This is a genomic window from Pseudomonas sp. Yb2C2 (genome assembly GCF_052112325.1).
In the GTDB taxonomy this organism is placed as follows: Bacteria; Pseudomonadota; Gammaproteobacteria; order Pseudomonadales; family Pseudomonadaceae; genus Aquipseudomonas; species Aquipseudomonas marginalis.
The window spans coordinates 89,230-115,295 of record NZ_JAVAJK010000024.1 but is presented as its reverse complement, the minus strand read 5'-3'; the positions used below and the strand labels follow the sequence as shown (position 1 = coordinate 115,295).

21 protein-coding genes are annotated in these 26,066 nt (G+C 62.8%); 12 read left to right on the top strand and 9 right to left on the bottom strand.

The features are described 5' to 3' along the window. On the top strand, positions 1–380 hold a 380-nt coding region (locus tag Q8X51_RS26905), incomplete at its 5' end, for a ribonucleotide-diphosphate reductase subunit beta (RefSeq protein ID WP_170058888.1). A 53-nt stretch (positions 381–433) separates the two neighbouring features. After that, positions 434–925, top strand: a complete 492-nt coding sequence (locus Q8X51_RS26900; RefSeq protein WP_065948623.1) for a DUF1289 domain-containing protein — start codon at positions 434–436, stop codon at positions 923–925. Positions 926–1,060: 135 nt separating this feature from the next. On the opposite strand, the gene mdeB is transcribed toward Q8X51_RS26900, so the two are convergent. Beyond that, positions 1,061–3,739, bottom strand: coding sequence for an alpha-ketoglutarate dehydrogenase (gene mdeB, locus Q8X51_RS26895; RefSeq protein WP_065927822.1), 2,679 nt, complete (start codon positions 3,737–3,739; stop codon positions 1,061–1,063). A 192-nt stretch (positions 3,740–3,931) separates the two neighbouring features. Here mdeB and Q8X51_RS26890 point away from each other — a divergent pair, with 192 nt between their 5' ends. The 3 genes from Q8X51_RS26890 (at position 3,932) to Q8X51_RS26880 (ending at position 7,398) form a co-directional block, all read left to right on the top strand. After that, a complete protein-coding gene (locus tag Q8X51_RS26890; protein ID WP_137212457.1) occupies positions 3,932–4,858 on the top strand; it encodes a class I SAM-dependent methyltransferase in 927 nt (308 codons plus the stop codon). 148 nt (positions 4,859–5,006) lie between these two features. Then, a complete protein-coding gene (pcsA, locus tag Q8X51_RS26885; RefSeq protein ID WP_027606368.1) occupies positions 5,007–5,723 on the top strand; it encodes a phosphatidylcholine synthase in 717 nt (238 codons plus the stop codon). 895 nt (positions 5,724–6,618) lie between these two features. After that, positions 6,619–7,398: a TSUP family transporter gene (locus Q8X51_RS26880; protein ID WP_065927824.1), complete on the top strand. Its 780-nt coding sequence runs from the start codon at positions 6,619–6,621 to the stop codon at positions 7,396–7,398. Here the strand turns inward: Q8X51_RS26880 and nudC are convergent. Together nudC and Q8X51_RS26870 are read right to left on the bottom strand one after the other, a co-directional pair. After that, a complete protein-coding gene (gene nudC, locus Q8X51_RS26875; protein ID WP_065927825.1) occupies positions 7,366–8,199 on the bottom strand; it encodes an NAD(+) diphosphatase in 834 nt (277 codons plus the stop codon). The two genes, Q8X51_RS26880 and nudC, sit on opposite strands and share 33 nt — an antisense overlap. A 5-nt stretch (positions 8,200–8,204) precedes the next feature. Continuing rightward, positions 8,205–9,017 carry a crotonase/enoyl-CoA hydratase family protein gene (locus Q8X51_RS26870; RefSeq protein ID WP_315871800.1) on the bottom strand — a complete coding sequence of 271 codons (813 nt, stop codon included), beginning with the start codon at positions 9,015–9,017 and terminating at the stop codon, positions 8,205–8,207. A 185-nt stretch (positions 9,018–9,202) separates the two neighbouring features. Between Q8X51_RS26870 and Q8X51_RS26865 the strand changes: the two genes are divergently transcribed. The 3 genes from Q8X51_RS26865 to Q8X51_RS26855 all read left to right on the top strand — a co-directional run bounded on the left by Q8X51_RS26865 (position 9,203) and on the right by Q8X51_RS26855 (position 11,526). Then, a complete protein-coding gene (locus Q8X51_RS26865) occupies positions 9,203–9,757 on the top strand; it encodes a UPF0149 family protein (RefSeq protein WP_407694833.1) in 555 nt (184 codons plus the stop codon). Positions 9,758–9,847: 90 nt separating this feature from the next. Then, positions 9,848–11,104, top strand: coding sequence for a 3-phosphoshikimate 1-carboxyvinyltransferase (gene aroA / locus Q8X51_RS26860; RefSeq protein ID WP_330215996.1), 1,257 nt, complete (start codon positions 9,848–9,850; stop codon positions 11,102–11,104). 32 nt (positions 11,105–11,136) lie between these two features. Then, entirely contained in the window at positions 11,137–11,526 is a 390-nt protein-coding gene (locus tag Q8X51_RS26855; RefSeq protein ID WP_065927828.1) for a hypothetical protein, read from the top strand. A gap of 1 nt (position 11,527) precedes the next feature. Here Q8X51_RS26855 and Q8X51_RS26850 read toward each other — a convergent pair whose 3' ends face one another. Beyond that, positions 11,528–12,127: an NAD(P)H-dependent oxidoreductase gene (locus Q8X51_RS26850; RefSeq protein WP_065927829.1), complete on the bottom strand. Its 600-nt coding sequence runs from the start codon at positions 12,125–12,127 to the stop codon at positions 11,528–11,530. Between the two features lie 72 nt (positions 12,128–12,199). On the opposite strand from Q8X51_RS26850, the gene Q8X51_RS26845 reads away from it, so the two are divergent. Next, entirely contained in the window at positions 12,200–12,793 is a 594-nt protein-coding gene (locus tag Q8X51_RS26845) for a TetR/AcrR family transcriptional regulator (RefSeq protein WP_065927830.1), read from the top strand. 197 nt (positions 12,794–12,990) lie between these two features. Here Q8X51_RS26845 and Q8X51_RS26840 read toward each other — a convergent pair whose 3' ends face one another. Further along, positions 12,991–13,656 (bottom strand): GNAT family N-acetyltransferase, encoded by a 666-nt coding sequence (locus Q8X51_RS26840; protein ID WP_065927831.1) that lies wholly within the window; start codon positions 13,654–13,656, stop codon positions 12,991–12,993. Positions 13,657–13,712: 56 nt separating this feature from the next. Then, positions 13,713–14,597, bottom strand: coding sequence for a LysR family transcriptional regulator (locus Q8X51_RS26835; RefSeq protein WP_407694832.1), 885 nt, complete (start codon positions 14,595–14,597; stop codon positions 13,713–13,715). A gap of 113 nt (positions 14,598–14,710) precedes the next feature. Here Q8X51_RS26835 and Q8X51_RS26830 point away from each other — a divergent pair, with 113 nt between their 5' ends. The 3 genes from Q8X51_RS26830 to Q8X51_RS26820 all read left to right on the top strand — a co-directional run bounded on the left by Q8X51_RS26830 (position 14,711) and on the right by Q8X51_RS26820 (position 19,206). Then, complete coding sequence (locus Q8X51_RS26830) at positions 14,711–15,919, top strand: MFS transporter (protein WP_407694831.1); 1,209 nt, start codon at positions 14,711–14,713, stop codon at positions 15,917–15,919. Between the two features lie 81 nt (positions 15,920–16,000). After that, the gene (locus Q8X51_RS26825) at positions 16,001–16,852 is read left to right on the top strand and encodes a CAP domain-containing protein (protein ID WP_065927834.1); all 852 of its coding nucleotides are present in this window, start codon (positions 16,001–16,003) and stop codon (positions 16,850–16,852) included. A gap of 170 nt (positions 16,853–17,022) precedes the next feature. After that, positions 17,023–19,206, top strand: a complete 2,184-nt coding sequence (locus Q8X51_RS26820) for a GAF domain-containing protein (RefSeq protein ID WP_407694830.1) — start codon at positions 17,023–17,025, stop codon at positions 19,204–19,206. Between the two features lie 8 nt (positions 19,207–19,214). Here Q8X51_RS26820 and Q8X51_RS26815 read toward each other — a convergent pair whose 3' ends face one another. From Q8X51_RS26815 to treS, 3 genes are read right to left on the bottom strand one after another with little or no spacing between them, the layout of a single operon-like run. Further along, positions 19,215–20,381, bottom strand: coding sequence for a GGDEF domain-containing protein (locus Q8X51_RS26815; RefSeq protein WP_065948632.1), 1,167 nt, complete (start codon positions 20,379–20,381; stop codon positions 19,215–19,217). Positions 20,382–20,432: 51 nt separating this feature from the next. Then, entirely contained in the window at positions 20,433–22,670 is a 2,238-nt protein-coding gene (gene glgB / locus Q8X51_RS26810) for a 1,4-alpha-glucan branching protein GlgB (protein WP_065927837.1), read from the bottom strand. Then, on the bottom strand, positions 22,667–26,014 hold the full coding sequence (gene treS, locus Q8X51_RS26805) for a maltose alpha-D-glucosyltransferase (RefSeq protein ID WP_065948634.1): 3,348 nt from the start codon (positions 26,012–26,014) through the stop codon (positions 22,667–22,669). The genes glgB and treS overlap by 4 nt, the downstream gene beginning before the upstream one ends. Between the last annotated feature and the right edge of the window lie 52 nt (positions 26,015–26,066).

The window sequence follows — 26,066 nt, the reverse complement described above, 5'->3', positions numbered from 1 at the left end:
TCCTGCGCGATGAGTCGATGCACCTGAACTTCGGTATCGACGTGATCAACCAGATCAAGATCGAAAACCCACACCTGTGGGATGCCGAGATGAAGGAAGAAGCGACCCAGATGATCCTGCAGGGGACTCAGCTGGAGATTGAATATGCGCGGGATACCATGCCGCGTGGGGTGCTCGGTATGAACGCCGCGATGATGGAAGACTATTTGAAGTTCATCGCTAACCGTCGCCTGTCGCAGATTGGCTTGAAGGAAGAGTATCCGGGGACGACTAACCCGTTCCCGTGGATGAGTGAAATCATGGATTTGAAGAAAGAGAAAAACTTCTTCGAAACCCGTGTGATCGAGTATCAGACCGGCGGTGCGCTGAGCTGGGATTGATTAAAAAACGGCCCCTTTCTGGGGCCGTGTTGTTTCACTTGTCGATATTTTTTATGCCCAATCAAACCATCAAGACCCCCTGCGTCGGCCTGTGCTCCACCGTTTACGGGGACCTGGTCTGCCGAGGCTGCAAGCGTTATCACCATGAAGTGATCCAGTGGAATGGCTACAACGCCGAGGAAAAGCAGGCGGTATGGCTGCGCCTTGAGCAGTTGCTGGTGCAGGTGATGGCCAGCAAACTGGAAGTGTTCGACCCGCAGCGCCTGCGCCAGCAACTGGAAGACCGCAAGATTCGCTTTATGCCGCACCAGTCGCCGTATTGCTGGGCGTACCAGCTGATTGCCCGGGGCGCGCGGGTGATTTCCAGGCTGGACGCCTATGGGTTGGCGTTGTTGCCGGAGTTTCGCGAACGCAGCCTGGCGGATTTGCGCGATGCCATTGACCGGGAGTTTTTCCTGCTGTCCGAGGCGCATTACGAGCGGTATATCGCCCCGGGGTTTATACGCGAAGTGTTCGGTCAGCCCCTCATCGCCAGCAGCATGTGACCGTCGTAGCAGCTGCCGAGCTGCCAGCGAGGCTGCGTCAGGCGCGCTGCCGATTCAAGCTCGAGTCGCGGCCTACGCAGCCTCGCCGGGGCTCGACAGCTACGGATTTACGCGGTGTTGTATCTACGGGGGGAATCAGCAGGTCCAGGAAGCTGCGCGATCCACCTGCAAGCCATACCGCTCAATCGCCTGCTGGCAAACCTGCCGCTCAAGACTGCCCTGCTCCACCAACGCGGTAAGCGCCGCCAGCACGATGTGATGCCGATCCACCTCAAAGAAATCCCGCAGCGCCGCCCGTGTATCACTGCGACCGAACCCGTCGGTGCCGAGCACGGTGTAGCTGGAGTCCAGATAGGACGCAATCATCTGCGGTACTGCGCGTACGTAGTCGGACACGGCAACCACTGGCGCACCTGCCGGCAAGCAGTCATTCAGGTGACTGACACGCTTGCCGGCCTGCGGATGCAGGCGGTTCCAGCGTTCCACTTCCCGCGCCTCCCGTGCCAGTTCGCTGAAACTGGTGACGCTGTACACCTCGCTCGCCACGTGCCAATCCTCAGCCAGTAACCGCGCGGCGGCCTGGGCTTCACGCAGCAAGGTGCCCGAACCGAGCAGGCGTACCCGGGCGTCGGCGGCGCCTTCCAGGCGATACAGGCCCTTGATGACCGCCGCCTCCACGCCTGCGGGCAGGCTTGGCTGCGGGTAGTTTTCGTTCATCAGGGTCACGTAGTAGAACTCGTCCACATCCTGTTCCAGCATCTGGCGCATGCCGTGGTCGAGGATCACCGCAAATTCCCCGGCAAACGCCGGATCGTAGGCGCGGCAGTTGGGCACGGTGGCGGCGGTGAGGTGGCTGCTGCCGTCCTGGTGCTGCAAGCCCTCACCGCCGAGTGTGGTCCGCCCGGCCGTGGCACCGAGCAGGAAGCCACGGGCGCGCTGGTCGGCGGCGGCCCAGATCAGGTCGCCGACGCGCTGGAAGCCGAACATCGAGTAATAGATGTAGAACGGCAGCATGCGCAGGCCATGCACCGAGTAACTGGTGGCCGCCGCGACCCAGGAACTGATGGCACTGGCCTCGCTGATGCCTTCTTCAAGAATCTGCCCGTCGGTGGCTTCGCGGTAGCTGAGGATCGAGCCGATGTCTTCCGGCTCATAACGCTGGCCGACACTGGAATAGATGCCGATCTGCTTGAACAGGTTGGCCATGCCGAAAGTGCGCGCCTCATCCGCCACGATGGGCACGATGCGCGGCCCGAGCGCCTTGTCCTTGAGCAGGTTGGTCAGCATGCGCACGAAGGCCATGGTGGTGGACATTTCCTTGCCGTCGGCCGCCGTGGCGAAACCGGCGTAACCGCTCACGGGCGGGACGTTCACCGGTGCCGCGGCCTGGCTACGGCTGGGCACATAACCGCCCAAGGCCGTGCGCCGCTGATGCAGGTAGCGCAACTCGAGGCTGTCATCCGTGGGTTTGAAGAAGCTCAGCGACTCGGCCTGTTCATCGCTCAGCGGCAACTGGAAACGGTTGCGGAAAGCGAGCAGCGCGTCGCGATCGAGCTTTTTCTGCTGGTGAGTGGTCATCTTGCCCTGCCCGGCCTCGCCCATGCCGAAGCCTTTTTTGGTCTGGGCCAGGATCACCGTGGGCTTGCCCTTGACCCGGCGCGCGGCATGATAGGCGGCGTGGATCTTGACCATGTCGTGGCCGCCACGCTTGAGGCGGTCGATCTGCTCATCGCTCATGCCCTTGACCAAGCTGGCCAGCGCCGCGCTCTGGCCGAAGAAGTGTTCGCGGTTGTAGGCCCCGTCCTTGGCAGCGAAGGTCTGGAATTGGCCGTCCACGGTGTTCGACAACGTGTTGACCAGGGAACCGTCGGCGTCCTTGGCGAGCAAGGCGTCCCAGTCCGACCCCCAGACCAGCTTGATCACGTTCCAGCCCGCCCCCGCGAACAATGCCTCCAGCTCGTCGATAATCCGCCCGTTGCCACGCACCGGGCCGTCGAGGCGTTGCAGGTTGCAGTTGACCACCCAGGTCAGGTTGTCGAGGCCTTCGCGCGCGGCCAGGGTCAGGGCCGACATGCTTTCCGGCTCGTCCATCTCGCCGTCGCCGAAGACACCCCACACGTGACGCTCGGCGGTGTCCTGCAGGCCGCGATGCTGCAGATAGCGCATGAAGCGCGCCTGGAAAATCGAACTGATGGGGCCAATGCCCATGGAACCGGTGGGGAACTGCCAGAAGTCAGGCATCAACCACGGGTGCGGGTAACTGCACAGCCCACTCGCCCCGGCCTTGGCGCCACCGAGTTCCTGCCGATAGTGGGCCAGGTCGTCCTCGCTCAAGCGCCCTTCAAGGAAGGCGCGCGCATAAATGCCGGGGGCCGAATGCGGCTGGTAGAACACCAGGTCGCCGCCAAAGTCGTGATTGCGGGCGCGGAAAAAGTGATTGAAGCCCACCTCGAACAAATCCGCCGCACTGGCGTAACTGGCAATGTGGCCACCGAGCTCGCCATAGGCCTGGTTGGCCCGCACCACCATGGCCAGGGCGTTCCAGCGTACCAGTGAGGCCAGGCGCTCTTCGGTGGCCAGGTCGCCGGGAAACGCCGGTTGCTGCTCGACGCTGATGCTATTGATGTAGGGCGTGCCGTGGCGGGGTTTCCAGTCGATGTGCGGAGCGCTGGCATCGCGGGCCAGCAGATCGAGGATCTGGCGTGCGCGCTCAGGGCCGGCATTGGCTACCAGCGACGCCAGCGCGTCGCGCCATTCGTCTAGCTCTGGTTGATCCAGGGCTGTGTGATTCACTGCACTCGCGAAACCGTTCATGGGCACCTCCGGGCTTTTTTTTCCAGTTTATGTCGGCGCTTGAGGATTTTTTGCCTGTTATCAGGCGCGGTTTACAGAATTTTGAGCATGAATCACTGCCCATGGGCTTTTTCCCAGCACGTTGTGCTCAAACAACCCGAAACCTCACCAGTGTGTTTAAAATGCCGCCCGCTCAATGACCGACGCTCAACGATGAACCCAGACGCACTCGCTACCCTGCACGCCCACCTGCTCACCGCCCTGGCCAGCCCGCCGGCTGAAACCCGGCGCCTGTTCCATGGCCGTGGCCGCTGCTGGCCGGGCCTGGAGCAATTGACCGTGGACTGGCTGCAAGGCGTGGTGCTGGTCGCGCTGTTCAAAGAGCCCGAAGCGCCTCACCTGGAGGGGTTGAAACAGCTGTTGATCGACTTCGACTGGGCCCAATCCGGCGCCCACAGCGTGGCGCTGCAACACCGCTACCTGCCGCAAAGCACCACGGAATGGCTGGTGGGCGCAGCCATCGACGAGCTGACCATCACCGAAGGCGGCCTGCGTTACCTCATCGACCTGGGCAAAAAGCAGAACAGCGGGCTGTTCCTCGACATGCGCTACGGCCGCAACTGGGTGCGCGAACAGGCCAAGGGCCAGCGCGTGCTCAACCTGTTTGCCTACACCTGCGGCTTCTCGGTCGCGGCCATCGAGGGCGGCGCCAGCCACGTGGTGAACCTGGACATGGCCCGTGGCGCCCTGAGCCGCGGCCGCGATAACCACCGCCTGAACGGTCATGACCTGAGCAAGGTCACCTTCCTCGGCCACGACCTGTTCAAATCCTGGGCCAAGGTCACCCACAGCGGCCCCTACGACCTGGTGATCATCGACCCACCGTCCTTCCAGAAAGGCAGCTTCCTGCTGACCAAGGACTACCAGCGCGTACTGCGTCGCCTGCCGGATTTGCTCACGGCCCAGGGCACTGTCCTGGCGTGCATGAACGACCCGGCCTTCGGCGAAGACTTCCTGATCGACGGCGTCACCCGCGAAGCACCGGGCCTGCGCTTTATTGAACGGCTGCAAAACCCGCCGGAATTTCCGGATATCGACGCGCAAAGCGGACTGAAGGCACTGGTGTTTCGCCAAGGCTGATGCCGAAACGTCCTACGCTTGCTACGCTATGTGATGCGCCGGGCGGTGAACCTTATGACCCCCTTCCCGGTCGATACCTGCATTCCCCGGCCAGACTCGACAGCGTCACGTTGTCGGCTGCCCCGTTTCACCTTTTGGAGAACCGCCCGTGATATCGACCCTGCATGTAGCCAGAATCAAAGCCTGGGGCGCCCACGGCTTTACCGCCACCGGTGTGGTATTGGCCTTCCTGGCCACCCTGGCGCTGCTGGAAAACTCACCCAAGGCCTGCCTGCTCTGGCTGGGCCTGGCCCTGGTAGTAGACGGCGTCGATGGTTCCCTGGCGCGACGGGTGAATGTCAGCACGGTATTGCCCAGCTTTGACGGCTCGGTACTGGACCTGGTGATCGATTACCTCACCTATGTGTTTATTCCGGCACTGTTTATCTACCGCTATATCGACCTGCCGGACTTTACCCACCTGTTCACCGTGTCGGTGATCCTGGTGTCATCGCTGTTCTGCTTCTGCAACGTGAACATGAAGAGCAAGGACAACTACTTCGTCGGCTTCCCCGCCGCCTGGAACGTGGTGGCCTTGTGCGTATACATCATCCAGCCGGACGCCTGGGTCACCTTGCTGACCGTGATCGGCCTGGCCCTGCTGACCGTGACGCCGATGAAGTTCCTGCACCCGTTCCGGGTCAAGCGCTTCATGCCGATCAATATCGCAGTGACCACCATCTGGTTGCTCTGCAGCTTTTTGATGGTGGTGGATTATCCCAACACCAATCCGTGGACGTTTGGGTTGTGGTCGGTGATGTCGGCGTATTTCCTCGGGATTTGCGTGTGGCGCACGGCGCTGGAGTGGATGGGGACTCACAAATAGGCAACTGACAGACCGTGGGCAAAATGTGGGAGGGGGCTTGCTCCCGATGGCGGCCTGACAGCCGACCAGGATGTTGGCGTGGAATGAGTACATATCCGTTGCTGCGGTAACGGCCGCCTATGGTTACGCCCTTACGGCGTGTCACTTTTGGAAAAGCGCCAAAAGTAACCAAAAACGCTTCGCCCCACCACTCGGTACCTCGCCTAGGCTCGGTATGCCCGAACGAAGGCTTGAATCCGTGGGCCGCCGTCATGGGCCATCCTTGGCCCAGGACGGCTAACCCGGCGTCCTGCCGGGTTACCCACGGATTCAAGCCTGCGTTCGGCCAGCGTGGTTAACGGGGCGCCTGAGATCAAGATCAAAAGCCAGAGCCAGAGCAGATCAAAAGATTGCTGACTTCGTCAGCGGTTAAGGAAGTAGAAGCCACACCGCGTACGCTTCAAAGATCAGGTCGGCTTTAAGGCCGCCTCGCTTTGTTTTTGATCTGGGATCGCCCTGTCAAACACGCTGGCCGAACGCAGGCTTTGGAGCGTGGGTAACCCGGCAGGACGCCGGGTTAGCCGCACTGGGCCAAGGATGGCCCATTGCGGCGGCCCACGCTCCAAAGCCGGAGTGAGGGCACACCGAGCCTAAGCGAGGTGCCGAGTGTTGGGGCGAGGACCTTTTGCTTACTTTTGGGTCCCTCCAAAAGTGAGTCGCTGTAAAAGCGAAACCATAAGTGGCCGTTACCGCAGCAACGGATATGTACTCGGTCAAAACCAACGACATGGTCGGCCCGAAGGCCGCCACGGAAACAAGCCCCCTCCCACATTTGGTTCTGCGTACATCAGGCAGGTAAGATGGCAGCCCTTCGCACAGCGTTTTGCTGCGCACTGCCAACCATAAGCACTCCCCCATGCCCTTCGAACTCAGCGTAGACCTCACCACCCTCGCCATTCTCGCCGTCGTGGCCTTTATCGCCGGCTTTATCGACGCCATCGCCGGTGGCGGCGGCCTGCTTACCACCCCGGCGCTGCTCACCGCCGGGATGCCGCCCCACCTGGTACTGGGTACCAACAAGCTCAGCTCCACCTTCGGTTCGGCCACGGCCAGCTTCACCTTCTACCGTCGCAAGCTGTTCCACCCGCGCCAGTGGGTGCATGCGATCATCGGCACGTTGATCGGTGCGCTGGCCGGTGCGGTGGTTGCCCACTACCTGCCCGCCGAAACCCTGAACAAAATGCTGCCGGTGATCGTATTCGCTTGCGGCGTGTATTTGCTGTTTGGTGGCACGCCCAAGGCGCCACTGGACGCCGACGCGCCGATCAAGAAGAAATGGCAAGGCACCCAGGGTTTCGGCCTGGGCTTCTACGACGGCGTGGCCGGCCCCGGTACCGGTGCATTCTGGACCGTGAGCACCATGCTGTTGCACCCCATCGACCTGGTGAAGGCCAGCGGCGTGGCGCGCAGCATGAACTTCGTCAGCAACGCGGCGGCGCTGTCGGTGTTTATCTTCAACGGCTCGGTGGATTGGATTGTCGGCCTGGCGATGGGCGTGTCGGTGATGTGTGGCGCGTTCTTTGGCGCGCGCAGCGCGATCAGCGGCGGCGCCAAATTCATTCGCCCGGTGTTTATCACCGTGGTTCTCGGCCTGACCGTGCGCCTAGCCTGGCAGCACTGGTTCAGCGTGGCCTAGGCGACGGGCCAGGTAGAGGTCGATCAGGTAACGCGCAATCGAGCGTGACGCCGGCAACGGCGGCAGGTCGTGGATGCTGAACCACTGCGCGTCCTCGATCTCGTCGGCCTGGGGCACGATGTCGCCACCGGCGTACTCGGCATGGAAGCCCAGCATCATCGAATGGGGGAACGGCCAGCACTGGCTGCCCATGTACTGGATGTTCCTGACCTCCACCTGCACTTCTTCACGCACCTCGCGGATCAGGCAGTCTTCGGCCGACTCCCCCGGCTCGGCAAAGCCCGCCAAGGTGCTGTAGACGCCGGTGACAAACCGCGGCGAGCGCGCCAGCAGGATCTCGTCGCCACGGGTCACCAGCACGATCATGCTCGGCGAAATCCGCGGGTAGCTGCGCAGGTCGCAGGCCTGGCAATACATCGCCCGTTCCCGTGGCACCTGGACCATGGCCTGGCCGCAACTGCCGCAGAACCGATGCTCCCGCGCCCAGGTGCCGATCTGCGCGGCGTAGCCCAGCACTTTGTAGAGGGTGTGATCACCTTGCAGCATGAAGCCGCGCAGGCCCTGCCAGCTGCAACCAGGCACTTCGCCCGCCGAGTCGAGTTCCAGCAGATACACCGGCTCACCGTCGAGGTGGCCGATGCCATGTTCGGCAAACACCGAAAGCTCCTGGCGCTTGAGCCATTCCCGAGGGAACAGCGGGCCGTTGGCGTCATGCAAAAAGCCGTCGCGGCTGCGGGCGACGGCCCAGCCGCCGGGGGCGTCGTTGTCCAGCAGCGTTGTGGTAATCCAGCCTGGGGTCATGTCAGTCAATCCACGAATTCGGGTTTCTGCTTGCTCATATGGGCCGCGATGGCCACGCGCAGGTCGTTGGATTGCAACATAGCCGAGTTCCAGGTGGCAACGTATTCCAGACCGTCATTGACCGTATGGTCACGCATGTAGCTGATCATGGCTTTGGTGCCAGTGACCGCAATCGGCGATTTGGCCGCGATTTCATGGGCGATCTCGAACACGCCGGCCAACAGGCTTTCCTGGTCGGCATACACGCGATTGACCAGGCCGATGCTGCGCGCCTCCTCGGCACCGAACGGGCGGCCGGTGTAGGCCAGCTCACGCAGCATGCCGTCGCCGATGATGCGTGGCAGGCGTTGCAGGGTGCCGACGTCGGCGGCCATGCCGATGTCGATTTCCTTGATCGAGAATTGCGCGTCTTCAGCCGCGTAGCGCATGTCGCAGGCGCTGATCAGATCGATGGCGCCACCGATGCAGTAACCCTGGATCGCCGCCAGTACCGGTTTGCGGCAGTTGTCGACGGCGCTGAACGAGGCTTGCAGTTCGAGGATCTTGCGCCGCAGCAGGCGTGCATTGCGGCCCACATCCTTGCCGAAGTCATTGGCCACCGAGGCCAGCATCATCAGGTCGATGCCGGAGGAAAAATGCTTGCCGGCACCGCTGAGCACCACGGCGCGTACGGCGTCGGTGTCTTCGATCCATTGGAAGATGTCGATGATCTCGGTCCAGAACGCGGCGTTCATCGCGTTGATCTTTTCCGGGCGGTTGATCTGCACATGGGCTACGTTGCCGCTGAGTTCGACGACGAAAGCTTGATATTCGGACATGGCAGTGATCCCTGGCTGGCGAGTGATAAGGCCTGAACTATAACAAGGGTACGTGACGGCGCATCGGCCAAAAGCGGGACTGGCAACGGCGATGGAAAAGACGCTGGATAAAAGCCCCGGCACACGCCATCCTTCGCGCTTTGAGCCGCCCCATCAGCGGCGTTCGACGTTTAAAGGATATGCCCATGCACGCCCAACCCCTCGCCCCCGCCGATTTCGAATTCATCGAAGAAACCCTGTTGAAATACGGCGACGACCATTCGGTGCTGAACCTGGCCGAACTCGACGGCTACTTCACCGCGCTGGTGTCCAGCCCGGCACAGGTGGACATCGCCGAGTGGTTCCCGGCGATCTGGGGCGGGCAGAACCCGGAGTGGGAAAACGCCGAAGAGGCCCAGCAGTTCCTTGACCTGTGCGTGCGTCATATCAACACCCTGGCCGCACAACTGGCGACTGACGCCAAGGCCTTTAAGGCACGCTTCGATGAAACCGAACACCAGGACCAAGTCGTGACCCTCGCCGAAGAATGGTGCTTTGGTTATATCCGTGGCGCCGCTATCGGCAATTGGCCTGAGTTGCCCGCGGAGCAGGCAGCGAACCTGGATAAAATCTCCTGGTGCGCCGAGCAGGACAACTTCGAGTTGCCCGCCGACCTGGATGTGGAGCTGCATCAGCAACGGGTCAGCGCTATCGAACCGGCGGCACGGGCACTGCACGATTACTGGTTGAGCAAGCGCTAGACCTCGACAAGCACCGCACCTTTGGCCGATTATTCGGGTCCGCCCGTCGGCCACTCCGTACCACCTTGCCTTGATCAGGAGCCTTGCACCTTGAGTTCGCAGAAAACCGTGACCGTTACACCGCCCAACTTCCCCCTGAATGGCAAGGTCGCGCCCCCCGGCTCCAAATCCATTACCAACCGCGCCCTGCTGCTGGCGGCGCTGGCCAAGGGCACCAGCCGCCTGAGCGGCGCCTTGAAGAGCGACGACACCCGGCATATGTCGGTGGCCCTGCGCCAGATGGGCGTGACCATCGACGAGCCGGACGACACCACCTTCGTGGTCACCGGCACCGGCAAGCTGCAATTGCCGGCGCAGCCGTTGTTCCTCGGCAATGCCGGCACCGCGATGCGCTTCCTGACGGCCGCCGTGGCTACCGTGCAAGGCACGGTGGTACTGGACGGCGACGCGTATATGCAGAAACGTCCGATCGGCCCGCTGCTGGCCACCCTCGGCCGGAACGGTATCCAGGTCGACAGCCCGACCGGTTGCCCGCCGGTGACGGTGCACGGCGTGGGCACGGTCCAGGCCAAGCGCTTCGAGATCGACGGCGGCTTGTCCAGCCAGTATGTATCGGCCCTGTTGATGCTGGCCGCGTGCGGCGAAGCGCCGATTGAAGTGGCACTGACCGGCAAGGACATCGGTGCCCGTGGCTACGTGGACCTGACCCTGGACTGCATGCGGGCCTTCGGCGCCCAGGTCGATGTGGTCGACGACACCACCTGGCGCGTGGCCCCCACCGGCTACACCGCCCATGATTACCTGATCGAACCCGACGCTTCCGCCGCCACCTACTTGTGGGCTGCCGAAGTGTTGACCGGTGGCCGCATCGACATCGGCGTGGCCGCCCAGGCCTTCACCCAACCAGACGCCAAGGCCCAGGCCGTGATCGCGCAGTTCCCGAATATGCAGGCCACCGTGCTCGGTTCGCAGATGCAGGACGCGATCCCGACCCTGGCGGTCCTGGCTGCCTTCAACAACACCCCGGTGCGTTTCACTGAGCTGGCCAACCTGCGGGTCAAGGAATGCGATCGCGTACAGGCCCTGCATGACGGCCTCAATGCGATCCGTCCGGGCCTCGCCAGCATTGAAGGCGATGACCTGCTGGTCGCGGCCGACCCGGCGCTGGCCGGCACGTCGTGCAACGCCCTGATCGACACCCATGCCGACCACCGCATCGCCATGTGCTTTGCACTCGCGGGGTTGAAAATCGCGGGAATCCGCATTCAGGACCCGGACTGCGTGGCCAAGACCTATCCTGGGTACTGGAAGGCCCTGGGCAGCCTTGGGGTCGCGTTGAGCGACTGACTCAACGGCGTCGGAATGGGGAGGTAAGGATCATGACCATTCGCCAACCCTGCCCACCCGGTGCCTGTGTCTGCGACCGTGAACAACTGCTGGAAGCCCCCGGCGCGGACCTGCGTATCCTCAGCCTGACGCGGCAGGAAGAGAAACGCCTGGTCGAGCGCCTGGAAAACCTGCAAAGCCTGCAAGACCTGGAGCGCATGCAACAGCGGATGCACGAGCTATTGGGCATCCGCGTGCATATCGCGCCGGGGCACAACGAGGTCAAGAGCATGCGCGGCATCCAGATCGTCATCGACGAGCTGCCAGGCATGTGCCGCAAGACCCGGCAAGCGATCCCGGCGGCGATTCGCCGGGGCCTGGAGAAAAATCCGGAAATTGCCTACCGCCTGCTGGACGCCCACGACCTGTTTCGCGAAGGTTGAATCAACCGGCGACCGTCTCGGCCTCGAACAGTTTCTGCCCTACCGCCCTGGCTGTTTGCAGATGCGCGGTCGCCGCGCCATCTTCCGACTCCAGCAACAACGCCGACGTCACCACTTTCGCTCCACAGTAATCAAAAATCCCGTAGTCGATCTGCGTGCGCATCGCCTTGGCGTAGCCGTGTCGGTCAAACGCGCTTTCATCGGCCGCCCCCAGGGCCAACAGGTGCACGTGCAAGTGCCGCAGTTTTTTCACCACGGGCATGTCCGGGCCGTAATCGATCGCCCAGCCGTTGACGAACACGCGGTCGACCCAGCCCTTGAGCAGGCCCGGCAGCGACCACCAGTAGATCGGGAACGCCAGCACCAGGGCATCGGCGCGGTCGATGCGTGCCTGTTCCGCCAGCACGTCGGCCGGGGGCGTGGCGCGGGTGTGGTGTACGAGGTGGTCGGCGGCGGTGTAGCGCGGGTCGAAGCCTTCGGCGGCGAGGTCGGCGATTTCGAAGGTGTGGCCCTCAGCAGTCAGCCCGGCAGCCACCTGCGCGGCCACGGCGTGGGTGAGGGATTGTGGGTCGTGATGGGCAACGACGATGAGTGCGTGCATGACTTTGACTCCCTTTGGGTTTAATCTACTTTTGGTAAGTTAACACCAACAAGTTACTTTTGGTATATAAGCATGTCAAGCCCTGAATCCCCTGCCCCACGTCGTCGCCTGTCCCGTGAAGATCGCCTGCGTCAATTACTGGAGGTGGCCTGGCAACTGGTGCGCGAGGAAGGCACCGAAGCCCTGACCCTGGGCCGCCTGGCGGAACTGGCCGGCGTCACCAAACCGGTGGTCTACGACCACTTCGTCACCCGTGCCGGGCTGCTCGCCGCGCTGTATGAAGACTTTGACGCGCGTCAGACCCAGGTGTTTGCCGAAGCCCTCGACGCCAGCAGCGCGACCTTGGAAGAACGTGCCTGGGTGATCGCCTCGTGCTATGTCGATTGCGTGTTATTGCAGGGCCGGGAAATTCCGGGGGTGATTGCCGCACTGAGCAGCTCGCCGGAGCTGGAAGCGCTCAAGCGTAAGTATGAGGCGATTTTTCTCGACAAATGCCGCGCCGCGCTGGCGCCCTTTGGCCAGGTTTCACAGCCAGGATTACGGGCGATGCTGGGGGCGGCGGAAGCGTTGTCCGATGCTGCGGCGAGCGGCGAGATCAGCCGGGAAGAAGCGCAACAGGAACTACTGGCAACCATCCTGGCGATGGTCAACCGCGCACAGCGTTGAAGACTGAAGAAGCTTCTGTGGTGAGCGGGCTTGTTGTGGTGAGCGGGCTTGCCCCGCGCTGGGCTGCGAAGCAGCCCCAATAAGAGCACTGCAGTGTGCCAGGCAGCTCAGGGGCTGTTTCTGGGGCCGCTTCGCAGCCCAGCGCGGGGCAAGCCCGCTCACTACAGAAGCACTACAAAAAAGCCAAGCAGGCCAGGCTAACGCCCTGCCACAAACAGCTGGACCTTGCGTGCCAGTTGATCGAGGTGCCGGTCCCGCTGTTTCTCGGCATCCACCATCGCCCGCTTGCCGTGTTTTTGCAGCAGGTAGGTATGGATCTGGCGTACCTCCAGCGAACTGTAGATTGCCGCCACATCCAACACGCCCATCAAGCCATCGGTGCCGTAGGCCCGGGTATTCATCAACACCTGGGTGCCCCGCGCACCCCGCACTTGAAAACCCATGGCCTCGAAGGCCGCTACCTTCTCCACGGCACATGCCAACTCGGCATGGGGATAGCGCGCCACCACGTCCGCCATCATCCCGCGCGCCACACCCTGACGCCGGAAACCGGCCTGTACCGCCATAAAGGCGATGCCACAGGCTTCAGGATCATCTTTCACCGGCAGGTACAGGCAAAAGCCAATCACCTGCTCCTCGAGCATCGCCACGATCAACTCAACGGCAATCCCCTTCGACCCGCCCAATGCCTCCAGGTACAGGTGCACCTCAAAGCCGATGGCATATTGGTAGATGTTGTAGAGCAGGTTGCTCGGCGGCAGTGCGACGCTGCTGATGTCGGTGAGGTTGTCCACCACCATCTGCAGGATCTGGGCATTGATGGGCTCGGGGCACGGTGTGGTGTAGCGGGTAAGGCTGAACATGCAGATTCCTGGGGTTTCGCGTCAAGGCAGCGGCGATTGTACCTGTTGCAGGCCGTTCAGTGTCCGCACACCTCACGCACGCACCCGCGCAACCAGCGGTGGGCCAGGTCGGCATCCAGCCGCGGATGCCAGAGCATCGCCACGGTGAACGGTGCCAGCGTCAACGGCAACGCAAAGCTGTACAGGCCTTCGCGCTGATGGGCGGTGTAGCGTTCGGGCACGCAGGCAATCAGGTCGGTGTCGCGGGCCAGGGCGATGGCCGTGGCGAACCCGGCGACGATGGTGCCGATCTGCCGCGTCAAGCCCAGGGCTTCAAGCCCATCGTCGATCTGGCCGCGCTCCTGCCCGCGCCGCGAGACGTAGACGTGGCGCCCCTGGGCAAACCGCTCGGCACTGATGTCGCCCTGGCTCAGGGGATGGCCGCTGCGCACCACGCCAATCAAACGGTCGCGAAACAGCGCCTGGGTCAGCACTTCGGGGCTGGCGTCAGGGTCGACCACGCCGGTTTCCAGGTCGACGCTGCCTTGGCGCAGTAACGTGCTGTCCTTGTCGGTCTTGCTGACGAAACGCAGGCGTACACCGGGTGCCTCCCGTGCGATGCGCGCCAGCAACGCGGGACCGAAATTTTCGACGAACTCTTCGCTGGTGCGCAAGGTGAAGGTGCGCTCCACCTGGGCCAGGTCCAGGGATTGTGCCGGGCGCAGCACCGCGTGGGCGTCCTGCACCAGGCGGCTGACCTGCTCACGCAATGCCTGCGCCCGCGGCGTCGGCACCAGCCCGCGCCCGGCGCGGACCAACAGCGGATCGCCGGTGGTCTCGCGCAAGCGCGCCAGCGCCCGGCTCATGGCCGAGGGGCTCAACTGCAAGCGTTTGGCCGCTCGGGCGACACTGCCTTCGGCCAGCAAGACATCCAGGGTAATCAGCAGATTAAAGTCGGGCATGGGCGCTCCTTAGCAGGCGTTTGACGCAGGTATTAACTGCAAACCCTGCGTCTTCCGCCATGTTAGGCCAGGCCGTAGATTTGTGACAGTTGCGTCCACCCAAGGAATCTTCCATGAATACGTCTTCACGCGGCGGCCTTGCCAGCCTGTCGCTGTCCATGTTGCTCGCCGCCCTCGGCACCAGCATCGCCAATGTCGGCCTGCCCAGCCTGGTACAGGCATTCGATGCGTCGTTTCATGCCGTGCAGTGGGTGGTTCTGGCCTACCTGATGGCGATCACGGCGGTGATTGTCATGGCCGGCCGAATGGGCGATCGCCTGGGCCGTCGCCGGCTGTTGCTCGCCGGGCTGCTGTTGTTTGCGCTGGGCAGTGGGCTGTGTGCGGGCGCGCCCTCGCTGGGCTGGCTGATTGCCGCACGCCTCCTGCAGGGCTTGGGCGCGGCGAGCATGATGGCCATGGCGCTGGGGATGGTCGGCGACACGGTGCCCAAGGAACGCACCGGCCGGGTGATGGGCCTGCTGGGCACGATGTCAGCCGTCGGTACCGCCATGGGCCCCGCCGCTGGCGGGTTATTGCTCAGTGTGTGGGGGTGGCGCGCGCTGTTTCTGGTGGGCATGCCCTTGGGGTTACTCACGGCCAGCCTCGCGTGGCGCTACTTGCCGGTTGATCGACGCCAAGCAGGCTCACCTTCCAGCGTCTGGTCACCGTTGAAGGAAGCACCCTTGCGCACGAGTCTCGCGATGAGTGCGTTAGTAGCGGCGGTGATCATGGCAACCTTTGTGGTCGGCCCTTTCTACCTGTCCAAGGGGCTGGGGCTGGACCCGCAATGGATGGGCCTGGCCATGGCCGTCGGGCCCTGTGTCGCGGCGCTCAGCGGTGTACCGGCGGGCCGCCTCACCGACCGCCAGGGCTGGCGCCTTATGACTTTCGCCGGGTTGGGCATCCTGTTTTGCGGCGCATTACTGTTGTCGTTGGCCTCAGGATTGATCGCCTACCTTGGGGGGCTGGTGATTCTGACGACGGGCTATAGTCTGTTCCAGGCCGCCAACAACACTGCGGTGATGTGCGATGTAGACGGTGCGCGCCGAGGTACGGTCGCAGGCTTGCTCAACCTGTCACGCAATATCGGGCTGATCTTCGGTACCTCGGCCCTGGGGGCGGTGTTCGCCTGGGCGACCCCGGATGTCACCCGCGCCAACGCGCAATCCGTGACCAGCGGCCTGCATGCGACTTTCACCGTCGCCGTGGGCTTGATCCTGCTGGCCACCGCGATGGCAACGGGCCGCATCCGCGCCGTGAATGCCCCACAGAATACCCGTTGAGGCAAAAAAACAAAAAAGGCGTTGCGCCAGACGGGGTTACATCGCGCATCATGGGCACTTTCAAGCTCAAGGGTAACGTCCATGCGCGTTCTGTCATTGATGATGGGTCTTACGACGCTGGCCGCCAGTACGGTGTTCTGCGCCAGCGCGATGGCGAATGAAGAAAGTCAGTTGGTGCAACAGATCAACGAGTACCGCAGCCAGGTGCAGCGCTGCGGCGACCAGGGTTCCCAGGAACTGCCACCGTTGGCCAACGATACACGGCTGGTGCTGCCGGCCAATAACGTCGGCGACCTGCAGCAGGCCCTGGCCCGTGCCGCGTACCCGATGGTCAATGTGCAGGCGATCAGCCTGTCCGGGCCCAAGGACGCCCAGGCAGCCATGAAAGCCGTGCGCGAGAGTTTCTGCCGGGTGGTGCTGGACCCGCAATTCGTCGACATCGGCGTGAGCAACAGCGGCCAGGACTGGCGCATCGTGCTGGCCCGCCCGTTGCTGTCCAGCGGCCTGGGCGATTGGCAAACCGAAGGCCGCAAGCTGCTCGACCTGATCAATGCCGCCCGCACGCAACCGCGCCAGTGCGGTACCCAGGCGTTTACCGCGACCACGCCATTATCGTGGAACGAGGCGCTGGCCGGGGCCGCCAACAGCCACACGCGCAACATGGCCAACGGCAATTTCTTCGACCACCTGGACCACGACGGCCGCACGCCTGGCGACCGCGCGGAACTGGCCGGGTATATCGCGAAGAACATCGGCGAAAACATCGCCGCCGGCCTGGACACCCCGCGCAAGGTGGTCGACGGCTGGCTCGCCAGCCCAGGTCATTGCGCCAACCTGATGAACCCGCAGTTTCGCGAATTGGGCTCGGCCTATGCCATGGACCCGAAGAGTGACGCGGGCATCTACTGGACCGCTTTATTCGGCACGCAGTAAGGGTTGGGCAATCGCCCGCCCCCCGGCCTTCGCTCTTTCAAACGAATGCAGCATCAAAATGCCATCTAGCGGATAATCGTGCTGAACTGGCAGCGACCAGACAGGTCTGTAGCTTTACGCCACATCCTTGCGGGCGCGTTGAAGATTCCGGAATACAAGGTGTTCTCCCAATGATGAATTGGCTGCAAAGCAGCAGCGACATGGCTGAGCAAGTACGTCAGCATGATTGGGCCAATACGCCCCTAGGACCGCTGGAACAGTGGCCGGACGTGTTAAAGACCACCGTGGCGCTGTGCTTCGCCTCCAGCTTTCCCCAGGCGATTGTCTGGGGCCCGCAGCTGATCACGCTCTACAACGATGCGTTTATCCCGATCCTGGGCAGCAAGCCCTACGCGTTGGGGCGCCCGTTCAACGAAGTGTGGGCCGAGGTGTGGGATGACGTCAGCCCCATCGCCAACGCCGCCTTCGAGGGCCACGCCACCTATATCGAAAACTTTCCCCTGGTGATTGAACGCGGCCCGAGGCGGGAGCAGGCGTACTTCACCTTCTGCTACAGCCCGATCCGCGATCCCCAAGGCAAGGTGGTCGGCATGCTCGACACCGTCACCGAGACCACCGCCACGGTGTTCCTGGCACGCCGCCTGGCGGTGCTGGACGCCATCGGCAACGCGGTGGTCAACGCCGTCGATGCCGAAGCCATCATGACCAGCACCACCCGCTTGCTGGCCGAGCACCTGCAGGTGAGCAATTGCGCCTACGCCGACATGGACGCCGATGAAGACGGCTTTACCATTCGTGACAATTGGACCGCGCCCGGCTCGCCCAGCATCATCGGCCGCTACAGCCTGGCGGCGTTCGGCGAGATGGCCGTCAAATGCCTGCGCGCCGGCGAGCCCCTGGTGATCCACGACAATCTGCGCGAGTTGCCACCCGCAGAGTCCGCCACCTTCCAGGCCCTTGGGGTGACGGCGACGATCTGCATGCCGCTGATCAAGAACGGTCGCCTGACCGCCCTGATGGCCGTCCATGACAAAAACCCACGCGCCTGGTCACCCTACGACCTGGCCCTGTTGCGGGAAGTCACCGAGCGCTCCTGGGCGCATATCGAGCGCGTGCGTGCCGATGCCGATGTGCGCAAGGGCCTGGCGGCCTATGCCGAACTGAACACCACCCTGGAACAGCGCGTCGAAGAGCGCACCCTGGCGCTGGCCAAGGCCGAAGCCGCGCTGCGCCAGTCGCAGAAACTCGAAGCCATCGGCCAACTCACCGGCGGCGTGGCCCATGACTTCAACAACCTGCTGACCATCATTCGCTCATCGGTGGACTTCCTGCGTCAGCCAGACCTGTCGGAACAGCGTCGCCAGCGCTATATGGGCGCAGTGGCGGATACCGTAGAGCGGGCCAGCAAGCTGACCAGCCAATTGCTCGCCTTTGCCCGTCGCCAACCGCTGAACCCGGAAGTCTTCGACGTGGGCCAGCGCGTACAGAACATCGGCGAGATGCTGGAGAGCGTCACAGGCGCGCGCATTCATGTACGCGTCGAGATGCCTTCGCAGCCGTGTTTTGCGCGGATCGATGCCAGCCAGTTTGAAACCGCACTGATCAACATCGCCCTCAATGCACGGGACGCAATGGATGGCCAGGGCACCCTGACCCTGAAAGTCATCGCGGAACAGCCGTTGCCCCACATTCGCGGCGATGCCGGGTCGGGTAAGGCGTATGTCGCCATTTCGCTCGCCGATACCGGCCCCGGCATTCCCGAAGACACCGTCGAACGCATTTTCGAGCCGTTCTTCACCACCAAGGCGGTGGGTAAAGGCACCGGCCTGGGCCTGTCGCAAGTCTTCGGCTTCGCCAAGCAGTCGGAGGGCAATATCGATGTGACCAGCACGCCTGGCCAAGGCAGCGTATTCACCTTGTATCTGCCCCAGGTCGAAGCCGAAGCAGCGCCGCCCCCCTGCGAGGAAACGCTGGCGTCGTCCCACGACACATCACAGTGCCGGGTGCTGATTGTGGAGGACAATCTGGAGATCGGGCGGTTTGCCAGCCAGATTCTTCAAGACCTGGGCTACCAGGCCACCTGGGTGACCGATGCCGAACAGGCCCTGACCCTTGCGGGGCACGATGGGAGGGCCTTCGATGTGATCTTCTCCGACGTGGTCATGCCCGGTATCACCGGCGTCGCCATGGCCAAGCTGCTGCGCCAGCGTCGAGCGGACCTGCCGGTGATACTGACCTCGGGCTACAGCGAAGAGCTGGCCGATAATGGCTATGACGGCTTCGAGTTCCTGCCCAAGCCTTACTCTGCCGAGCAGGTTTCGCGGGTATTGATCAAGGCCATGCACAAGGATTGAGCAGCGCCCTACTCCGCCACGGCCACTTGGTTGCGGCCCAATGCCTTGGCCCGGTACAGCGCTTTGTCGGCGCTGTTCATCAGGCCGTGCAGGTCCTCGTCCACGGCATGGGTAAACGCCACCCCAAGGCTGGCTGACAGCCCCTTGACCGGCTCGGCGGCCAAACCGGCTATAGCCTTGATCAGGTCCTCGGCAATATTGCGCGCGGTGTCCAACGACGTATTGGGCAACAACACGGCAAACTCTTCGCCGCCCAAGCGACCATACACATCGGCCTTGCGGAACGACGCACTGATCACCCCGCCAATCTGGCGCAAGACCTGATCGCCGGCCTGGTGCCCATAGGTGTCGTTGATTTGCTTGAAGTGGTCCATGTCCATCATCAGCACGCACAGCGGCTGCTGGTTATGACGGCATTGCGCATACAGCAATTGCGCATGTTCGAAAAACGCCCGGCGGTTCATCAGGCCGGTCAGCTCATCGGTCTGTGCGGCACGGGTCGAGATGTTATGGGCCCGTTCCATTTGCCGGGTCAGGCGAAAGGCTTTCTCCAGTGCATCGGACAACTTGCGCGTGGCACTGGCCACAAACGTGGAAAACACCAGAACCGCGATGCCGATACCCACTTGCATCGATGTCGGCTGGAACAACAGCCACAGGGTGCACGGCAGCAACACCAGACCGATGGACACCAGGGTCATATAGCGATAGGCCGAATAACACGACACGGCACTGACCGACATCCCCACGGTGAACAGCATCACCAGCGCCTGGGACAACCGATCATCGGGGGGCATCAGCGCGAGTGCCCCAGCCCCCCAAATGCTCGCGGACAGTACCAGCGTGACCCAGTAGCGGCGCTCCCAGCGATCCGGGGTGCGTTCGCTGTTGGGGCAGCGGAACCAGTCCAGGAACATCTTGACCCGCAGCAGCGACGACGCGCCCAGCACCACCAGCCACACCACCATGAACGTGTGATCGAAGCGCTCCCAGCACAGCCAGCAGAGCATGGCGGCTGCCATGTAGCTGCCGAAAATGGCTGCAAATGACTGGCGAAACAACTGGTGCAAACGGTCGGTTCGCACCTGTGCCTCTATAAAGCAATCCTGATCCCGCCCATGCCCAAGGCCATTCATGAAATTCGCCTGATTCGACTGCCATGACAAAGGCGCCATTGTGGCACCCTGCCACCAGCGTGGACAACTGAATCCAGCAGGGTAGAGCCTTTAACTCCCGTCAGGCCGCAAAATCAGCACCCCCAACGGCGGCAGGTTCAACGACAGTGACACCGGTTGCCCATGGCGTGGCTCATCCTCGGTGAACACGCCACCGCCATTGCCGTAATTGGAACCCGCGTAGGTATCGGCGTCACTGTTGATCACCTCGCTCCAACGCCCACCGAACGGTACGCCCACCTTGTAGGCCTCACGGGGCACCGGGGTGAAATTGGCCACCACCAGCACCGGCTTGCCGTCCTTGCTCCAGCGTAGCCAGGCGTAGACGCTGTTGATCGCGTCGTCGCCGATCAGCCACTGGAACCCCTGAGGCGCATCATCCTGCTCGTGCAGGGCCGGCTCTTCGCGATACAGGCGGTTCAAGTCACCCACCAGCTTTTGCACGCCTTTGTGCTCGGCGTACTGCAGCAAGTACCAGTCCAGTTGCTGGTCGTGGTTCCACTCGCGCCACTGGCCGAATTCGCAGCCCATGAACAGCAGCTTCTTGCCCGGATGCATCCACATGAACGCCAGGTAGGCGCGCAGGTTGGCAAACTTCTGCCAACGGTCGCCCGGCATCTTGTCGATCAGCGAGTGCTTGCCGTGCACCACTTCATCGTGGGAAATCGGCAGGATGAAGCGCTCGGACCACGCATACACCAGGCCGAAGCTCAGCTCGTTATGGTGATGGGCGCGATAGACCGGATCCTGCTGGATGTAATGCAAAGAATCGTGCATCCAGCCCATGTTCCACTTGTAGTTGAAGCCCAGGCCGCCCTGTTGGGTGGGCTGGCTGACGCCGGGCCAGGCGGTGGACTCTTCGGCGATCACCAGGGCGCCGGGCGCTTCCAGTGCCACCACGTCGTTCAAGTGGCGCAGGAAGTCGATGGCTTCCAGGTTCTCGCGCCCGCCATGGCGGTTGGGCACCCATTCGCCGGCCTTGCGCGAATAGTCGCGGTACAACATTGACGCCACAGCGTCCACGCGCAGCCCGTCAATGTGGAAGTGTTTGAGCCAATGCAGTGCCGAGGCCAGCATGAAGCCGTGGACCTCAGTGCGGCCCAGGTTGTAGATCAGCGTGTCCCAGTCCTGGTGGAAGCCTTCCAGCGGGTTGGCGTATTCATACAACGCAGTGCCGTCGAATTGCGCCAGGCCGTGGGTGTCGGTGGGGAAATGCGCCGGCACCCAGTCGAGGATCACGCCGATATCGGCCTGATGGAGCGCGTTGATGAAATAGGCGAAGTCCTCCGGCGAGCCAAAACGCGCCGTCGGTGCGAACTGTGAAAGCGCCTGGTAACCCCACGAACCGCCGAACGGGTGTTCCATGATCGGCATCAATTCGACGTGGGTGAAGCCCAGTTGCTGCACATACGGCACCAACCGCTCGGCCAGCTCGCGCCAGGTGTATTGGCGCGCTACTTCGCCGGCCTCGTCCAGCTCGCACTGCCAGGAGCCCACATGCAACTCGTAGATCGACAGCGGCGCCGTGGCCTTCTGTCGCTCGACCCGCGCTTGCATCCACTCATGGTCCTGCCAGTCCACCTGCAACGGCGCGGCGACTTTCGAGGCGGTATCGGGTGGCAACTGGGTCGCCAGCGCCATCGGGTCGGCCTTGAGCGGCAGAATCCCGTGGGCGCCGAGGATTTCGTACTTGTAGGCGGCGCCAGGTTGCAGGCGGGGAATGAAGATCTCCCACACGCCCGACGGATGCCGCAGGCGCATCGGGTGGCGGCGGCCGTCCCAGATATTGAAGTCCCCCACCACCGAGACCCGCCGCGCATTCGGCGCCCACACGGCAAAACGCACGCCGTCTACGCCATCGACGCTGGTCACCTGGGCCCCCAGGCAACTGCTGAGGTCACGGTGGTTGCCTTCGGCGAACAGGTACAGGTCCATCTCCCCCAGCAACAGTTGCTGGAAGCTGTAAGGGTCTTCGGTGATCTGCTCGCCACCGGCCCACTGGATTTTCAGCAAGTACGCCTGGCGGGTGTTGAACTGCCCGACGAACAGGCCCGGCACCTGGGTCGCATCCAGGCTGCCGATCTGTTCACCGCCATCGCGGCTCAGCACCTGGACACTCAAGGCCTCCGGCAGGAACGCGCGGATAAATTGGCCGCCCTGCTCGTCATCGTGTGGCCCGAGAATGGAAAACGGGTCGTGGTGCTCGGCGCGCACCAGCGCTTCGACGTCCTTGGACGCCGGCATGGCTGTCAACTTCGGTTGCAGCGGTTCTTTATTCGTAAAGCTCATGACGTCTCCCCACCGCGTGCAGTGTTCGATTTAGATGTAATCCCGCTCAACAACCCGTGCAAGCCCCGCAGGGGCACCGGCAACCAGGTCGGGCGGTTTTCCGCTTCGTACGCTACCTCATACGCGGCCTTCTCCAGGCTGAACAACGTCAGCGCGGCGTCCTGGCCCTTGGCATCCTGCCAGTCATGCGCCAGTGTAGACGCAGCGGCCTGATAAGCCTGGATAAATGCCTGGCGGGCCTCTTTCAGGTAGCGATCGGTCACGCGCCTGCGCGCCTGGTCCGCTGCGGGCGAGTGATCCACCCCTTGTACGTTCAAGGCCATGGCCGCCGCGTAGTCAAAGGAGCGCAACACGCCGCTCACATCTTTATACGGGCTGTGCTTGCCGCGCCGTTCATGCAGCGGCCGCGCCGGTTCGCCTTCAAAGTCGATCAGGTAGGCATCGCCCTTCACCACCAGCACCTGGCCCAGGTGCAAGTCACCATGAACCCGAATGCGCAGCCCGCCCAAGGTGGCTTTCGCCAGCGCCTGGACATGCGCGCCGATGGCTTTTTTCTGCGCCAGCAATTCACTGACCAGCGCCTGATCGGCAGGGTTCAATTGGCTTTGATGCAGCTTGAGCAATTGCAATGCACGGTCGATCTGCGCCCCAACGTCCTTGGCCCAGGCTTGGGTATCCTTGGCGCTGGTCGGTTCGGGCTTGAAGTCCTTATTGGTCGTGTTGGCACCCAGTACCCCGTGCATTTCACCCAGGCGCTGGCCGAGCAGCCCGGCGAAGTCCGCCAGCTCGCCCAATGCATTGTAATGCTGTTCCTGTTCGGAGATGGCCTCGGCCAGTTCATCGCGGATGGCACGTTCCAGGTTGTTCTGGGTCCAGCTCCATGCGTCACCCTGGTTGCTCAAGTAGCCCTGGGCGATCATCAGCAGGTTGTCCTCGCCTGCGCCATCATGGCGAATCACCGAACCCATCAGCGGCGAGATATTCGGGTAACCCGCCTGCGTCAGGTACGCGCTCATTTCCAGCTCCGGGTGCACCCCGGCGCTGACTTTGCGGATCAGCTTGAGCACCAGGCTCTCGCCCACCACCACCGAGCTGTTGGACTGCTCGGCAGACAAGTAACGTACCGGCGACTCGTCCGTCAGTTGCAGCGTGTCCAAGTGTGGCGTGGCTTCAAAACGCAGGTCGCCGTCGCTGCCGTTTAACACGGTACCGGCCTGCAGGCCTTGGATCACCGCGCGGATAAAGTGCTCCAGGCTGAAGGCGTCCGTCACCAGGCCGACCTGACGCACCCGCCGTACCCGGGCCAGGGCCAACTGTTGCGGCAAGGCGCTGGTGAACTGGTCTTCGCCAAGAAAACCGAACGGCAGCTGATAACGGCTGACCTGGCCACCGGCGGTCACCTCAAGCTCGCTGAGCAAGACCGGGTGCTGGGGGTCGCCAAAGCGCACACCGTAGGCGATGCGCACGCTGTCGATGGCGGTGTCCTTGCCGGCAAACCAACGGCGCTTGGGCAGCCAGGCGGGCAGCGAGGTCTGTTCGAGGGCGGTGCGACACGGTTCGTCGAGCAGCTCTTCCATGCGCTTTTTCAGCACCAGGGTGGTGAAGTCCGGCATGCTTTGCGCCGGCTCCACGTGCCAGCTGGGCATCTGGTTTTCCGCCGCCAGCACGAACCAATAGAAGCCATACGGCGCCAGGGTCAGCAGGAAATTCAGCTGGCCGATGGGCGGGAACGCATTGCCGCCGAGCATCTCCACCGGGACCATGCCGGCAAAGGCCGATAGGTCCAGCTCGGCCGCCTGGGCGCTGCGCGAGACGTTGGCCACACACAGGATGATTTCGTTGCGCCCGTCTTCGCCGGTGAATTCGCGGGTATACGCCAGGATGCGGCGATTGCTTGGCGAGAGCATTTTCAGGCTGCCGCGCCCAAACGCCTTGGACTGCTTGCGCACCGCCAGCATGCGGCGGGTCCAGTTCAACAGTGAGTGCGGGTCCTGGGCCTGGGTTTCGACGTTGACCGACAGATAGCCGTATTGCGGATCCATGATCGGTGGCAGCACCAGGCTGGCCGGGTCGGCGCGGGAGAAACCGCCGTTGCGGTCAATGGACCATTGCATCGGCGTGCGCACGCCATCGCGGTCGCCGAGGTAGATATTGTCGCCCATGCCGATTTCGTCGCCGTAATACAGGGTCGGCGTGCCGGGCATCGACAGCAGCAGGCTGTTGAGCAACTCCACACGGCGGCGGTCGCGCTCCATCAAGGGCGCCAGGCGCCGGCGAATGCCCAGGTTGATGCGTGCGCGGCGGTCAGCAGCGTAGTAGTTCCACAGGTAGTCGCGCTCTTTATCGGTGACCATTTCCAGGGTCAGTTCATCGTGGTTGCGCAGGAAGATCGCCCATTGGCAGTTGGCGGGGATCTCCGGGGTCTGGCGCAGGATATCGGTGATCGGGAAGCGATCCTCCTGGGCCAGCGCCATGTACATGCGCGGCATCAGCGGGAAGTGGAACGCCATGTGGCATTCATCACCGTCATCGCCCTTGCGGTCGCCGAAATACAGCTGCGTATCTTCCGGCCACTGGTTGGCCTCGGCGAGCAGCATGCGGTCGGGGTAATGGGCGTCGATCTCGGCGCGGATCTGCTTGAGGACGTCGTGGGTTTCCGGCAGGTTTTCGTTGTTGGTGCCATCGCGCTCGATCAGGTAAGGGATGGCGTCCAGGCGCAGGCCGTCGATGCCCATGTCCAGCCAGTAGCGCATCACCGACAGCACGGCTTTCATCACCTGCGGGTTGTCGAAATTGAGGTCCGGCTGGTGGGAATAAAAACGGTGCCAGAAGTACTGGCCGGCGACCGGGTCCCAGGTCCAGTTGGACTTTTCGGTGTCGAGGAAAATGATGCGGGTGCCGTCGTATTTCTGGTCGTCATCGGACCACACGTAGAAGTCCCGCGCCGCCGAGCCCGGCTTGGCCTTGCGCGCCCTCTGGAACCACGGGTGCTGATCGGAGGTATGGTTGATCACCAGTTCAGTGATGACCCGCAACCCGCGTTTGTGGGCTTCGGCGATAAAGCGCCGGGCATCGGCCATGGTTCCGTAGTCGCTGTGCACGCCCCGGTATTCGGCAATGTCATAGCCGTCATCGCGGCGTGGCGAGGGGTAGAACGGCAGCAGCCAGATGGTGTTGACACCCAGGTCGGCGATGTAGTCGAGCTTGGCGATCAGGCCGGGAAAATCACCGATGCCGTCGTTGTTGGAGTCGAAATAGGATTTGACGTGAACCTGGTAGATCACCGCGTCCTTGTACCAGAGCGGGTCTTTGATGAAGGTGGCAGCCTTGGGTTTCTTCGCCATTGGAAACTCCTGAAATACTCGAAAAATCGTGCAGACTGAACCGGGTCAATGT